This is a genomic window from Pseudomonas sp. GW821-FHT07E12, from assembly GCF_058986605.1.
Window position 1 is genome coordinate 14,238 of sequence record NZ_JBYSVX010000032.1, and the last position, 13,286, is coordinate 27,523.

11 protein-coding genes are annotated in these 13,286 nt (G+C 62.4%); 6 read left to right on the forward strand and 5 right to left on the reverse strand.

Features of this window, described 5'->3' with window-relative positions; translation table 11 throughout:
• Positions 1-20: 20 nt before the first annotated feature.
• Positions 21-1,130: a glycosyltransferase family 4 protein gene (locus AC3WJE_RS16075; RefSeq protein WP_493731827.1), complete on the forward strand. Its 1,110-nt coding sequence runs from the start codon at positions 21-23 to the stop codon at positions 1,128-1,130.
• Complete coding sequence (locus tag AC3WJE_RS16080) at positions 1,127-2,248, forward strand: glycosyltransferase family 4 protein (RefSeq protein ID WP_493731828.1); 1,122 nt, start codon at positions 1,127-1,129, stop codon at positions 2,246-2,248. Before AC3WJE_RS16075 ends, AC3WJE_RS16080 begins: the two co-directional genes overlap by 4 nt.
• 219 nt (positions 2,249-2,467) lie before the next feature.
• Here the strand turns inward: AC3WJE_RS16080 and AC3WJE_RS16085 are convergent, their stop codons facing one another.
• The gene (locus AC3WJE_RS16085) at positions 2,468-2,899 is read right to left on the reverse strand and encodes a DoxX family protein (RefSeq protein WP_493731829.1); all 432 of its coding nucleotides are present in this window, start codon (positions 2,897-2,899) and stop codon (positions 2,468-2,470) included.
• Positions 2,900-2,994: 95 nt separating this feature from the next.
• Here AC3WJE_RS16085 and AC3WJE_RS16090 point away from each other — a divergent pair, with 95 nt between their 5' ends.
• Entirely contained in the window at positions 2,995-3,381 is a 387-nt protein-coding gene (locus AC3WJE_RS16090; protein ID WP_493731830.1) for a winged helix-turn-helix transcriptional regulator, read from the forward strand.
• A gap of 183 nt (positions 3,382-3,564) precedes the next feature.
• A complete protein-coding gene (locus AC3WJE_RS16095) occupies positions 3,565-5,016 on the forward strand; it encodes a DUF8370 family protein (protein ID WP_493731831.1) in 1,452 nt (483 codons plus the stop codon).
• Between the two features lie 338 nt (positions 5,017-5,354).
• On the opposite strand, the gene AC3WJE_RS16100 is transcribed toward AC3WJE_RS16095, so the two are convergent.
• The 4 genes from AC3WJE_RS16100 to AC3WJE_RS16115 all read right to left on the reverse strand — a co-directional run bounded on the left by AC3WJE_RS16100 (position 5,355) and on the right by AC3WJE_RS16115 (position 10,178).
• A complete protein-coding gene (locus AC3WJE_RS16100; RefSeq protein ID WP_493731832.1) occupies positions 5,355-6,212 on the reverse strand; it encodes an FRG domain-containing protein in 858 nt (285 codons plus the stop codon).
• Between the two features lie 407 nt (positions 6,213-6,619).
• Positions 6,620-7,471 (reverse strand): class I SAM-dependent methyltransferase, encoded by an 852-nt coding sequence (locus AC3WJE_RS16105; RefSeq protein WP_493731833.1) that lies wholly within the window; start codon positions 7,469-7,471, stop codon positions 6,620-6,622.
• The gene (locus tag AC3WJE_RS16110; RefSeq protein ID WP_493731834.1) at positions 7,468-8,688 is read right to left on the reverse strand and encodes a nucleotidyltransferase family protein; all 1,221 of its coding nucleotides are present in this window, start codon (positions 8,686-8,688) and stop codon (positions 7,468-7,470) included. The genes AC3WJE_RS16105 and AC3WJE_RS16110 overlap by 4 nt, the downstream gene beginning before the upstream one ends.
• 8 nt (positions 8,689-8,696) lie before the next feature.
• Entirely contained in the window at positions 8,697-10,178 is a 1,482-nt protein-coding gene (locus AC3WJE_RS16115; protein ID WP_493731835.1) for a B12-binding domain-containing radical SAM protein, read from the reverse strand.
• A gap of 279 nt (positions 10,179-10,457) precedes the next feature.
• On the opposite strand from AC3WJE_RS16115, the gene AC3WJE_RS16120 reads away from it, so the two are divergent.
• Together AC3WJE_RS16120 and AC3WJE_RS16125 are read left to right on the forward strand one after the other, a co-directional pair.
• Positions 10,458-11,459 carry a phosphoenolpyruvate carboxykinase (ATP) gene (locus AC3WJE_RS16120; RefSeq protein ID WP_493731836.1) on the forward strand — a complete coding sequence of 334 codons (1,002 nt, stop codon included), beginning with the start codon at positions 10,458-10,460 and terminating at the stop codon, positions 11,457-11,459.
• An 81-nt stretch (positions 11,460-11,540) separates the two neighbouring features.
• Positions 11,541-13,220, forward strand: a complete 1,680-nt coding sequence (locus AC3WJE_RS16125; RefSeq protein ID WP_493731837.1) for an ATP-binding cassette domain-containing protein — start codon at positions 11,541-11,543, stop codon at positions 13,218-13,220.
• Positions 13,221-13,286 lie beyond the last annotated feature (66 nt).

The following is a 13,286-nucleotide window of genomic DNA, read 5'->3' on the forward strand; positions in this document are numbered from 1 at the left end:
CGTTGCAAGAAGGCCCGTCGATGCACGTAGCGCAGCTCAACTTCGTGCCCACGCCGCCCGGTCTGACGCCGGACGAAGTATTCGCGCACTGGCCGTCGCTGGCGGACATCGCCGAGGCGGTGTCCAGCGCGGGCCTGCGTGTGTCGGTGATCCAGGTTTCGACGACACCGGCTCGCTTCGTCCGCGATGGCATCGATTACCACTTCATCGAACCGGAGGACAGCGTCGCCCCCATCGTCGCCCGCCTCGCCGATCTCGATGTGGACGTACTGCACGTACACGGGCTCGAATTCGCAGCAGCGGCGCACGCCATCGCGCGCCGTTTGCCGCGCTTGCCGATCATGCTGCAGGACCACGCCAACCGGTCGCCGCGCTGGTGGCGGCGCCTGCCGTGGCGGCGCCGGTATGCGGCTGCCTCGGGCATCGCCTTCACCTCGCTCGAACTGGCGCAGCCGTTTGTGCGCGCCGGGCTGTTCGCGCCTTCGACCCGGCTGTTCGCCATTCCCGAGTCCAGCAGCCGCTTCACGCCGGGCGATCACGTCCAGGCGCGCAACGACACCGGCCTGTATGGCGATCCCTGCGTGCTCTGGGTCGGCCACCTGAACCCCGACAAGGATCCGATGTGCGTGCTGGAAGGCATCGCCCGTGCCGCCGCGCGGTTGCCCGGTCTGCGCCTGTGGTGCGTGTTTGGCGATGCACCGTTGCGCGAGCAGGTGCAGCAACGCATCGAACACGATTCGCGACTGGCCGGACGGGTCGGATTACTCGGCGAGGTCGAACACGCACAAGTGCAGAGATTGATGCGCGCAGCCGATCTGTTCGTTGCCGGCAGCCGACGCGAAAGCTGCGGCTACGCAGCGCTGGAAGCGTTCGCCTGCGGCACGCTGCCGTTGCTCACCGACATCCCCGCGTTCCGCACGCTCACTGACGAAGGCCGTGTCGGGATGCTCTGGCCCTGCGGCGATCCGGATGCGCTGGCCAGCGCGCTGCTTCAGGCCGCGACGCAACGACCTGCGCGCGAGCAGGTACGTGCCCATTTCGACGAGCACCTCTCATTCGCGGCGGTGGGCCGGCGCTGGGCCAGTGCTTATGCAGACATCGCCGTCAACGCAGCGGAGAAGCGCCGATGAAACTGGCGCTGGTGGTGCCCGGCGGTGTCGATCGCAGCGGCGAGTTCCGCGTGATCCCGGTCCTGCTGACTCTGATCGGACGGCTCGCGAAGAAACACGAAGTGCATGTCTTCGTCCTGCATCAAGAGCCCAAGCCCGCATGCTGGACGTTGGCCGGCGCCACCATCCACAACGTCGGCGAGCGCTGGACCCGCCTGCGCGCGATCGCCGCCATCCGCGCCGAACATCAACGCGCGCCGTTCGACCTGATCCAGGCGATCTTCTCCGGCTACTGCAGCCTGATCGCGGTGGCTGCGGCCAAGCTGCTGCGCCGTCCCAGCCTCGTCCATATCGCCGGCGGCGAACTCATCGCCCTGCACGCCATCGGCTACGGCGGACGCCGCACCTGGCGCGCGCGCCTGCGCGAAGCAACCGTGCTGCGCGCTGCCGACGCCGTCACCGCCGCCAGCGTACCCATCCTCGATTCGCTGCACGCCCTCGGCGTGCTGGCCCAGCGCATTCCCCTCGGCGTGGACTTGCGCACCTGGCCACCGCTTGCGCCGCGTCGGCGTGGTGAAGGCCCGGCCAGATTGCTTCACGTCGCCAGCCTCAATCGAGTCAAGGACCAGCCCACCCTGTTGCACGCACTGGCCGTCCTGCAAAGGGCAGGCGTGCCGTTCCGCATCGACATCGTCGGCGTGGACACCCTGCATGGCGAAATGCAGGCGCTCGCGCAACGTTTGGGTCTGCAACACCGCGTGCACTTCCTCGGCTTCAAGACCCAGCGCGAACTGCGCCCGATCATGGAAGCCGCAGACCTGCTGGTGATGTCCTCCCTGCACGAAGCCGGCCCGTTGGTCTTGCTGGAAGCCGCCATCGCCGGCGTGCCGACTGTAGGCACCGCCGTAGGCCACCTGATCGAATGGGCGCCTTCGGCCGCCCTGGCGGTACCGCCAGGTGACGCCGTCGCCCTGGCCGAAGCACTGCGCCAGGTACTCACCGACGAAGATCTACGCCTGCGCATGGCCTGGGACGCCCAATGCCGCGCCGTGCGCGAGGATGCCGATCACACCGCGCGTTCGTTCGAGCGCCTGTATGGGTGGTTGAGTGTGGGTGGAGCGGGTGGAAGGAGTGGCTGAGCGCCATTCCGGCTTGTTCGGATCTGCGGAATCTACGGAAAGGATCGATTAAGGCCGCCGTCTTCGAGCTTCAATCGGATGGTGACGTGTCAACCCGAACTGATGCCAGGCGCGTACGCGCTTCAAACCTTCCGCAATCAGATACCGCCCCGTCTTTCCGGTGGCACCGAAGAGCGTGACTTTCATAGGGCCTCCGGGGAGTCACAGAAATAAGCACGCCTATGCCATCGCCGATTGCGTATCGCTGTCCGGGATATCGCGATGCTCCGCTGCTGCTTGAACGTAGGGAGACGGTGACTGTCGGGCGGCATTCTGCGTCAGGAAAGAGGTGGCCAACAGAACAAGGCCGAGGAGCGCGGGAACAGCCCCCTTGGGCTTGCGTACACCGAAATGCGCCAGCCCGGACAGAAGCAGGTGATAGAGGATGCCGGCATAGGCAAGATCGCTGAGCGGCACACTGAACCGCGTCAGGATTGCCACAGGGCCCAGAACCTTCACGACGATCATCACGGGCACGAGGTAAGCCGGATAGCCGAGATCGGCGAGGGCATTTCGAACCCAGTCTCCTTTGGTCATGTACAGATAGGCAGAGGCCAGATAGAGCAGCGATAGAAGCGTTGTACTGATCCAGTACGCATAGATTGAAGTCATGAGGATTTTCCTGGGTGAGTCCTGTTGCATCGACTTCACCAAGGATGTCGTCCAATATGAAAAGCAACAAGTAGGATGAATTAGTGGTGCCTAGTATGGAAAAGCAGACCAATGAAGATGGCGAGCCCAACATGCACGAGGAGATGCGCCGGGCATTCGGGCTTCTGTCGGGGAAATGGAAGCTGGAAATCATGTGGTTGCTCAATCACCGGATCTATCGCTTTGGTGAGTTGCGCAAGGCAATCCCCGGTATCACCCAGCACATGCTGACGGCACAGCTCCGCGAACTTGAGACGGACGGTCTGGTTTCGCGCAAGGTATTTGCAGAAGTTCCCCCTCGCGTCGAATACGAAATCACTCAGAAGGCGCGTGGACTCGGACCGGCATTGGAAGCGCTCACGGTCTGGTGGAACGAATATGGAAGAAGCGTGCCGGCGAAGCCAGTCTCGCGCGGGCGCAAAGCCAAGCCTCGTCAGGTCTGATTGCTTTTCGCGCGGGAACGCGCGGCCACAGAGAAACAGGGTCAGAGTACTAGTTTCTTCATTTGACCCGGGATAAAGATAATCTGATCCCTGTTTCTGGCTAAGAACAAGCACCGCGCCGTTACAACGAGGATGTGTAATCATCGGCACGTTAATCGCATAAATCACAGTGGGAGAAAGTGCATGGCTAAGGATGAACCGATTACACTTTCGATGATATGGGAGGTTGATCAGGATGCGATCGCCAAGATCGGGGCAATAGATGTAACACTGAACTGCGATACCAATCTATTTATCGACCCACTACTTCTAGCGGAATCGTCTAACAAGGACTTCTGCGAATGCGCAAGCGCAGCATACGAAGGCCTATTCAATCAACTGATTGAGCTTTTGGCAGCATCGAAGGACGTGAATGACGTTGCATGGCGTTCTGCAAAAAAGAAAATATCATTTCACGAAGTTGGCTACACCCATCTTGGCTACTCATCAGGTACGGGCGGTTCTGGATTTGGCGAGAAGCTTGCAGGAAACTTAATTGCTACCGCGAAAGAAGTTATTAGTTTGGGCGTCGATAATCCAAATCTTTTTGTCGCTCTTGCATTGTTCGAAGAAGGTGTTGGCGCGGATCGAATCAGCGACATGACTACCAATATAATAGTTGGGTGCCTCGCACGATTCACTACCTCAGCATGTGGTAGTATCGGGATAGAAACTAGAAAGTTTCAGATAGGAAGTGACGTTTATGAACTTCCGCCCAATCCGCTTAAACCTACTGAGCCGATCCTCCTCGTTCCTAAAGACGTTGTAAGGGACCTGCCTATCGCTTCGGACTGGAGTTCTGTCGGCGCAGCGGCTAGAGAAACCGCGGACTTGCGGGAACGAGTCAACGCCCATATCGGTGAAATATGGAAAGCAAAGACCCGCAAAGATAAAGAGGAAATTCGCAGGAATGCCATGCGAAGCAAGGAATCTTTCGAGACCTTGTTAGAAGTAATTCAAAATGCTTCCGGTGAGTCTTACGACGTGGCTGGCGATCATCGTGGAGAAATATACCCAGCGAATATTCGCAGAAGCATCTCCAAGGATCAGCCGCTTAATCTAAATATATATTCAGGAAGAAAGTTAGGTCTGGAAGAAGTTGACGAAGTTGTAGTGGCGATAATCGCGCAATTCAAGAATCTCATAGAGAATCGCGGGCTCTGGAAAGATCTTTGGAATGATGGGGGTGATGGGCAAGAACATTCCCGCCTAGAGAAGGCCATGCAGCGCCTCTTTTATGCCGTCGCATTGTCCTATTGCGAAGCAAATGATCTCGACATCTCGCCTGAATCCGATGGTGGTGCCGGTCCGGTTGATTTCAAAGTCTCTGAAGGTGCGAAATCCAAGGTGCTTCTAGAGCTAAAGCGATCTACGAATCCAAAACTAGTGGATGGGTACACCAAGCAATTGGATGCTTACCGAGCTTCTGAGGGGACAACCCGCGCACATTACATCGTAATTGATGTAGGCGGACTTACGCCCGCCAAGATAAAGGGATTGAGCGATGCCCGATCTGACATCATCAAGGCGGGCCTTGAACCTTCAGAATTTGTGATCATTGATGGCAATGTCCAAAAATCGGCAAGCAAGCGGTGACCCAGCTGCTACTTATGTTACGACTCGGACTACGGATCAGCTGCCGCCGCGCTGCCGCCGTTTGTTCATCACTCAGACTGCAGCATGCTCGCCACATCTCACCCCGACTCTCGCATTCTGTATCCCTTATCAAGCTTCTGAGGTCAGAGGAGGCCGAACAGTGAGCGGTCCGGTACCCGAACTCCCGACGCGATATGAATCAGGCAGGACGCGGAAGTTGTGCGAAACAGGGTCAGAGTACTAATTTCTTCATTTGACTAGGAAAATATAATCTGACCCCTGTTCTGTTCCTTGGTTGGGAGGGATTTTTCGGGCCGCTTTCGGCTTGGGGCGGACAACTAGGGGCAACTCTTGAGGGTCGGTGTCCCAAACAAAGAGAAGCCGCTATAGTCAGGATAGATTGTGGAGTGGTCATATCCAAACATCTGTTTGAGACGCGCTCTGATATCGGATTTGGCCGCCGCTCTTATGCGGAATGTGTAGAGAGCTCCATCAACGACACCGCCACTTTTCGGGTCAAATACATGGGGGCGAAGAGCGACGCTTGTAGCGGTGCGCACCTCATCAATCTTCCAACGGGTATTAACCCCGGGCTCCTTTGGGAATTGGAGCTTCGCACCGCCTGGCTTGTTTGAGGCTGGAACTCCCCCAACCAGGAACGCTCCATTTTGCGCAAATATGCGCGGATCAATGCTGGGAGGCTTCCATGCATAGGTCGATGTGGTCCAAAGTTCTTTGTCTAGGCGTGAAGGTGTCCAGGGGCGGACAAGAGAATCTTCCCATGGGCGCTTATCTGCGTCCTCATTGATGATCTTGTTGGTGACATCAAATGCAAATAGACGGGCGTCCGTTTCGCTGTACGATTCTTCCCCGTTGCTCCATTTCTGTTCGACTGCAAAGAAGATTCCAACCCAAGCATTAAAGGTGATGTCTATCAATCGTGTTGGAGCACCGTAGTGCTGCAGAATCGCAAGCTGATTGAGTATTGAAAGTCTGCCGCGCTCCGGGTGTGAATGTAGGCCCCAGCGATGTAGATCTATCAGGATTCCTGACTCTACATCAGCTAGTTCGGCCTCAATAGGATTACGCTTCTTTGTTAGACGCAAGCGACGATAGAGTGAACTATGCAATGCCCAGCTTGAGTCGACTTGCCCACGCCAGGCGAATTTTATCTCTTTTTTTACCGATTTCTCCATGACCTGGTTAACCGCACCTACAAGAGCATCGAAGTCTTTGATCTCAACTTCAAATTTTGACCAAAAATCTGACGGATTTATGCATATTTCCCTGATTTATAACACTATGAAATAGGCGTCCTCGAAATGGCATCGGTTTGAGTGTGCGCTATAAATATTGGTGCGCATAACAGCAGTTACTAGCAAGGTACCTTAGTGATCTTATGTCGCTCAGGTCCAGCTAACAAGCCGGTGCATACCGGATCCGGCTAGCCGTGACGAGGGTACTCCAATCATTAAAGTATCGATGCCAGCGGTAGGTCTGGAGCAGACATCATTAACGTGGGAATAAGGCTTCACATCTATCCGGTGGTCAGATCGGCGGAGTTGGCGACGTGCGATGGTGCAGTCGTACGACGTACAGAACCTCAGTGCGACCCAACCCGTCCAACCGCCACAGTAAAACTCTGCAAGAAATGAAAATCCGGCCGGCGCAGCACGAAGTCTGCATGCGCCGGGTCGCACAGGCGTATCAGCTCTTCGTAGTCTTCATCAGCCAGATACGGCCGCAATCGCGCGCCCCAGGTATCACGGAAGAGGGTTTCGACGAGATAGCGCTCGGTCCCCGCTCCCACTGGCGCTGTGCATTCAATCATCAAGGTCTGCACGGTGACATCGCACAATCCCGCTGCACGTAGCGGGCCGACGAGCGAGCGGATTGCAGTCAGGTCGCGTTCGTCGAGGTGGTATCGGTCGCGGTAGTAGTGGCGGACGGCTTCGTTGACCTGTCGCTCCAGGCGCGAGTCCCAGGCGAAGTACATGTCCGGCAGCAGCGAGCTTTGGCCGAGGGCGATGCGTCCGCCGGGGCGGAGCAGGGCGATGAGGTGCTTCAACGCGGCTGCCGGATCGTGCAGATGGTTGAAGGTGTTGACCGACCAGATCAGGTCCAGGCTGGCCGGGGCCAGGGGTACGCTCAGCACGTCTGCTTGCACGACCAGGGCGTTGGGCGGCGCGATGGCGCGGGCTGCGGCTACATGGGCGGTGGAGAGGTCCATGCCGATGACTTGCCCGTGGGGCCCGACTTCTTCAGCCAGCCAGCTCAGTGCTTCGCCGGTGCCGCAGCCTGCGTCGAGTACGCGCATGCCGGGTTCGAGTCGAAGGCTTGTGATGGCCTGGCGCAGTTCGGGTTGGGCGAAGGCGTTGAAGCGCTGCAGTTTCGCGGTGTAGTCGCGGGCGGGGGTATCGCCCAGCAATCCGGTCGATGTGGCGGCGACGGTCATGCGTGGCTGGGTGCGTAGCCATCCAGTGCCGCGCGCACGACGTAGAGCGTGTCCATGCGCGGAACCGGGCGGATGAGGCGGGTCAGCAGGCGGCGGCGATGCGGTTGGGTGACCCAGTCCTGGTCTTGCAGCCAGGTTTGCGTGCGCACCATGTCGGCACGTTCCTGGCGGCTTTCCTGGGTGGGTCTCAGGCGATTGCGCAGGTAGGTCATCACTTCGCCGGGCGAGCGTGACCATTCGATGCCGGGCAGGGCCGGCAGCCACAGGTTGGAACACGAGGCGGTGGTCAGGCTCTGTCGATGCCAGAACCAGCGCAGCAGCGGTGGGCAGTCGGCGCGCAGGCGTTCGAGCATGGGGCCGGGGAACGGGTCGTGGTAGTAGCGGCGCACCAGCAGCAGTGGCGGCAGTGCCCACCAGGGCGCGTCGCCGGCATGTTCGTCCCACAGGGAGCGCCAGTCGTTGGCGGTCATGCGCATGGCCAGCAGCGCGATGTCGTTGAGATGGATCAGGCGCAGGCTGCGGCTGCAGAGGTTGCCGGCTGCGTGCAGCAGCAGGTGGCTCATCAGTGCGCCCTTGGATGGATACGGGTTCAGGCCGGGCTGCGCGCGCGTGGGCATGATCCGGTGAGTGATATCCACCACGGCGACCGGCAGGCGTTCGTGGATGCGGGTGTGCAGTTCGATGTTGATGGGCGTGTCGCGATGCTCGCCGAGTCCGCGTGGCGGCTCGCCGGTGGCGGGTTTGAACACGCGGTGTTTCCACTGCGTGTAGGACTCCACGTAGCCGATCTCGCGCAGCAGCGTGCAGGCGCGTTCCTCGTCAGCCTCGCTGACCAGCAGGTCGATGTCGGCCATCGGCCGGTCGCCGGGTATGTACAGGCCCAGCGCGTGCAGGGCGGCGCCCTTCAGTGCGACCAGTGGCAGGTCTGTGGACCATGCTTGCTCGTCGATGCGGTCGAGCAGCGCGGCTATGCGTCGATGGCGGTCTTCGACATGTTCGCGCTGGGCGGCCAGGAAACCGTCCCAGGTCGGGTCGCGCCAGCGCGAGCGCCGTTGCAGCAACGGCGATATGCCATGCGCGGCCGCGGCGGCGGCCGCCAGTTGCCATTGCAAGGCGTTCCATGCGGGCGTGCTGTCGCTGGGACGTGCCAGCTCGTGCGCGAGCGCCTCGGTGGCGGCGTGCAGGCCGGTGCGCAGGACATCGAATGAGGGTTGCATCGAGCGCATCAACCTTTCAGGACCGCGGCGATGCGGCGGCCGGTGCTGACCAGGGGCTCGGTCCGGTGCAGATGTTCGCGGGCGATCAGCGCGTCCCACTCCGCATCGAGGCTCGCATGAGCGGCGGCGAAGTCTTCGCTGGAGAGCGTGGCGCGTGCGCGTTGCAGATCCACTTGCCGGTGCAGCAGGTCGCGCACGCTGCGGTAGAACGGCGAGTCGTAGGCGCCGCTGAACATCATCGCCAGGTCGTCGCTGTCCTGCCAATGCGTCTTGCGGCCGAGCTGGCTGCGGACCTGTTCGTAGAACGGTGTGCCCGGCAGCGGATAGGCCACGCTCACGCCGATGTCGTCGGGTTGCGTGCGTGTGACCAGTGCGCGTGTGGCGAGGATGTCTTCCAGTTCTTCGCCCAGGTAACCGAGCTGGATGAAGAAGCCCACGCGGATGCCGTGCCGGCCGAGGCGCTCGCGCGCGGCGATCACGCCTTCGACCTTGGTGCCCTTGGTCATGCGATCGAGCACGCGCTGGCTGCCGCTCTCCGCGCCGATCCAGGCTTCGGCGCAGCCGGCGCGGGCGAGCGCGGCGGCCATGCGCTCGCTGGTGAGATCGGCGCGGGTCTGGATGGTGAAGGGGATCGAGCCGTTGGCTTCGGTGAGGTGTGCGGCGAAGGCTTCCACCCAATCGACATGGAAGCCGAAGATGTCGTCGGCCATCCACACGTGGTCCGGTGCGAAGGTGCGCTTGAGATGGATCATCTCGGCGGCCATGTCATCGGCTTCGTGACGCTGGTAGTGGTTGCCCCAGATCGGTTTGGCGCACCAGTTGCAGCGGAACGGGCAGCCGCGCGAGGCCGCCATGTTGAGGCCGAAATAGCCGTGGCGTTCCTGCCACAGGCGCCGGTAGCGTTCGATGTCCACCAGCTCCCAGGCGGGGCGGCCGGCCAGTCGCGGGTCTGGCGGTTGCGTGCCGATCTGCGCGCGCTTGAGCGAGGGGCGCGCGGCGGTGGCGACGCTGGCGACATCCGACAGCCACGCTTCGGTCGTGATGTCGGGCGCGTGTTCGAGCCTGGATACCAGTTCGATCAGTGCCGAAATGCCTTCGCCGATCAGCACCGCGTGCGCGCCTGCGGCGAGGAACACTTCCGGATGGTCGGATGCGTCGGAGCCGGCCACGATCACCCGGGCGCCGGTGGCGCGGGCCTCGCCGATCATCCGGCAGGCGGCTTCGCGCATGCGGCTCAGGCACATCTTGGTGAGGAAATTGAAGTTGTCCTCGTAGAACACCACCAGCTCGGGCTGTGCGGCCTGCACGGAGGCCGGGTAGTCCTCCACGCCTTCGGCGAGCATCGCGTCGAACAGCGTGACGGCATGGCCCATCCGCTGCAGCAGTGCGGCCACCTGCAGCGTGGCCAGCGGCGGGTAGGGTTTGCCGCGCTCCCATTGCTTGGGGTCGTAGCGCAGGAAATAGGAGTGGCCGATCTGGATCTTCAGCATCAGGGAAGGCGCCTCGTTCGTGCCAGGCCGGCCATGTCGGCGCAGGCCCGGTGCGCCGCGTGCATGCGGTGCGAGCGTAGGTGCCGTGTGCGTGCCGTTTGGTTGTGGTGATCGGGCAGGCAACCTTTCGGCGCGGGCGCCGCACTCACCGTCACCCCACCGATGGATTCAGCGCGGATGCTTTCTTCGACGATGCGAGCGATTCCTGCCGCCGACGGCGCTGTAATTTCCGCGCCTGAGTGGGGATGACGGATGTTGTTGAACGATCCAGGCAGGCTGATGGACCACGCCGCTGCCCCCGGCCTCGATCCTTTCCACGAGCGCCAGCCACGCCGTTGCGAGGCGCGCCAGGACCTGCTGGGTGGGCGTTTTCATTTCGCCAGCGACAGCGAGGCGTTGCTGGGTCTGGTCGAAGCAGCGTATGCGGGCGTGCCGGCGCATCGGTTGCCCGGGATGCCGGAATTCCGTATCGAACTGGATCTGTTGCCGCCGCGCGCCAAGCCCTATTCCCCGGAACCGCCCCCGCTGCGGACGCACTCCGGTGCGGGTGTGCTGTGCGGCGTGATCGACGACCGCAACTACGTGCTGATCTCGCCTGCTGAGCGCAAAGCGCTGGTGGTGGTATCGGAGGACATGCTCGCGCATCCCTATCACGTGCGTTACGAGCTGATCGAATTCGCGGTATTCGTGCTGGCGGCGCGCGCGATGGGACTGGTGCCGCTGCATGGCGCCTGCGTCGGCTGGCAGGGACGCGGGGTGTTGCTGCTGGGCCACAGTGGCGCGGGCAAATCCACGCTGGCGTTGTGCAGCCTGCTGCGCGGCCTGGATTTCCTCGCCGAAGATGGCGTGTTCGTCGAGCCGGAAAGCCGGCAGGTCACCGGCATCGCCAACTTTCTGCATCTGCGTCCCGACGTGTTGGAACGGGTCGATGCAGAAACCCGCAACTGGATCGCGGCATCGCCACAGATCCGCCGACGCAGTGGCGTGGAGAAATTCGAGCTCGACATTCGCCAGGGCCGTGGCCGCCTGGCGAGCGCGCCGTTGCAGCTGGCGGGTGCGGTCTTCGTGTCCGCGATACTGGCCCCACCCGGCGAGCCTTTGCTGGAGCCGATGCCGGGTGAGCAGATCGCGCAGTGGCTGGCAGACGACCAGCCTTATGCGGTTGGGCAGCCCGGCTGGGCGGCGTTCGTGCAGACGCTGCAGCAAACAGGTGTGTATCGGCTGCGTCGCGGGCCGGATCCTGAGGCCGCGGTGGATGCCTTGTTGCAGCTGCTCGGATGATCGCATCGTGAAGCTGCGATCACCGTCGTCCATGCGCACCGCGTGCCATGGCATGCGCCGCGCTCACAGCGCCTCGTGACGATGTCCGGCGAGCCTCTTCTCGATCGCGTGCGCCATCTGCTGCGCGCATTCGCCGACACGTTGCCGCGTGCCGAACGCAGGCGCATCGGCGCGTATGTGCTGCTGTCCCTGGCCGGGGCGCTGGCCGGCAGTCTGGCGGCAGTGACATTGGTGCCGCTGGTGCAGCCGGGGCATGCGCCGCGGTTCGGCGGCTACACGATCGCCGCGCCCGACGGTATCGCCATGCAGGTGGTGTTGTTCGTCGTGGCCAGCGCGGCCTTTGCGCTGTCGCGTTGGCTGATCGCGCGCGTAGCCGCGCGCCTGGCCAGCGGCTACGCGATGGCGCTGCGCCGCCAGGTGCATGCGAGCCTGATCCACGCACCGCTGCCGGCGCTGGCCGATGCGAGTTCGGCGGAAATCGCCAACGTGCTCACCTACAACATCGAGATCGTCACCCAGGGCTACAGCGCGATGCTGCAGTTGCTGGTCGCGGCGATCACCGCGGTGGTGAGTCTGGTGCTGGCGTTCCTGGTGTCGCCGGCGCTGATGCTGGCGATGCCGTTCGTGCTGGGATTCGGCGTGCTGGCGTTCCGCGCCAGCGGGCAGGAGCAGGCGCAGGTGAGCCGTCGCTATGTTGCCGATATGACGCGCCTGTTCTGGCTCAGCGAGGATTTCCCGCGGCGCCTGCGCCACATCCGCTCCTTTGGCCGCGAAGAAGCCGAGAAAGCGGGCTACGAGACGATTTCCGGCCGGCTGGGCGAGGGTTACCGGCGCCAGCAGGATCTGGTCGCGGCAGGACGGCTGGCGCTGGAGCTGGCAGCGGTGGCGGTGATCGCGTGCGTGCTGGTGCTGGCCGGGCTCCGGCAGGGCGAGGACCGCGCCGCGCTCATCACCGTGAGCCTGCTGCTCGGCCGGCTGCTGCCGTATCTGGTCTCGACACGACAGAGCCTGCAGCAGTTGCGATCGGCCGCGCCCGCCCTCGAACTCTGGCAGCGGCACGTGCGCGCGGATTCGCCACCATCGCCCGAGGTGGCGTCGGATGAGGCCGTGGCCGATGAGCTGTGCATCGAGGCGATCAGGTTGGCGCCACCGCTGCAGGCGCTCGATATCGGCGGGCTGGTGTTGGCACCCGGCCGAATGACCCTGGTGCTCGGGCCCTCCGGTGTCGGCAAGAGCAGCCTGCTGGACGTGCTGGCGGGCATGGTGGAACCCCGATCGTTCGTCGCTCGGCGCCACGGAGCGCAGTTCGGTTTCGCCGCGTATCGCGCACGGGTTCAACACGGCGCCTACGTTGCCCAGGGCGTGCGCCCGTGGCAGCGCACGGTGCGCGAGTGCCTGGCCTGGGCCGATCACGGCGCCGACGAGGCGCGGATGTGGGCGGCGCTGCAAGCGGTCGGGCTGGCCGATCGTCTGGGGTCGTCGCAGCGCCTGGATACGCCGTTGGACAGTACGTCGAACCGCTTCTCCGGAGGAGAACTGCAGCGCCTGCTGTTGGCCCAGGTGATCCTGCACCGCCCCACGCTGGCGTTGCTGGACGAAGCCACCAGCGCGCTGGATGCGGCATCGGAGGAGGCCGTGCTGCTGGCATTGAAACGATGCCTGCCGCAGACCGCCCTGGTGGTCGTATCGCATCGACCACGCCTGTCCGCGATCGCCGATCACTGCTTGCACCTGGGAGCTTCTGAAACAGCGCTGGCATAAAACGGGCGATCCGGCATGCAACCTTTTCCGGCGGGGCGGCGCACACACGTCGCATCGATTCGATAC

Bases quoted from the DNA above. Each gene is read 5' to 3' on its own strand.
- AC3WJE_RS16095 (WP_493731831.1), top strand. From the start codon at position 3,565: ATGGCTAAGGATGAACCGATTACACTTTCGATGATATGGGAGGTTGAT.
- AC3WJE_RS16110 (WP_493731834.1), bottom strand. From the start codon at position 8,688: ATGCAACCCTCATTCGATGTCCTGCGCACCGGCCTGCACGCCGCCACC.
- AC3WJE_RS16075 (WP_493731827.1), top strand. From the start codon at position 21: ATGCACGTAGCGCAGCTCAACTTCGTGCCCACGCCGCCCGGTCTGACG.
- AC3WJE_RS16120 (WP_493731836.1), top strand. From the start codon at position 10,458: ATGGACCACGCCGCTGCCCCCGGCCTCGATCCTTTCCACGAGCGCCAG.
- AC3WJE_RS16105 (WP_493731833.1), bottom strand. From the start codon at position 7,471: ATGACCGTCGCCGCCACATCGACCGGATTGCTGGGCGATACCCCCGCC.
- AC3WJE_RS16125 (WP_493731837.1), top strand. From the start codon at position 11,541: ATGTCCGGCGAGCCTCTTCTCGATCGCGTGCGCCATCTGCTGCGCGCA.
- AC3WJE_RS16090 (WP_493731830.1), top strand. From the start codon at position 2,995: ATGGAAAAGCAGACCAATGAAGATGGCGAGCCCAACATGCACGAGGAG.
- AC3WJE_RS16100 (WP_493731832.1), bottom strand. From the start codon at position 6,212: ATGGAGAAATCGGTAAAAAAAGAGATAAAATTCGCCTGGCGTGGGCAA.
- AC3WJE_RS16115 (WP_493731835.1), bottom strand. From the start codon at position 10,178: ATGCTGAAGATCCAGATCGGCCACTCCTATTTCCTGCGCTACGACCCC.
- AC3WJE_RS16085 (WP_493731829.1), bottom strand. From the start codon at position 2,899: ATGACTTCAATCTATGCGTACTGGATCAGTACAACGCTTCTATCGCTG.
- AC3WJE_RS16080 (WP_493731828.1), top strand. From the start codon at position 1,127: ATGAAACTGGCGCTGGTGGTGCCCGGCGGTGTCGATCGCAGCGGCGAG.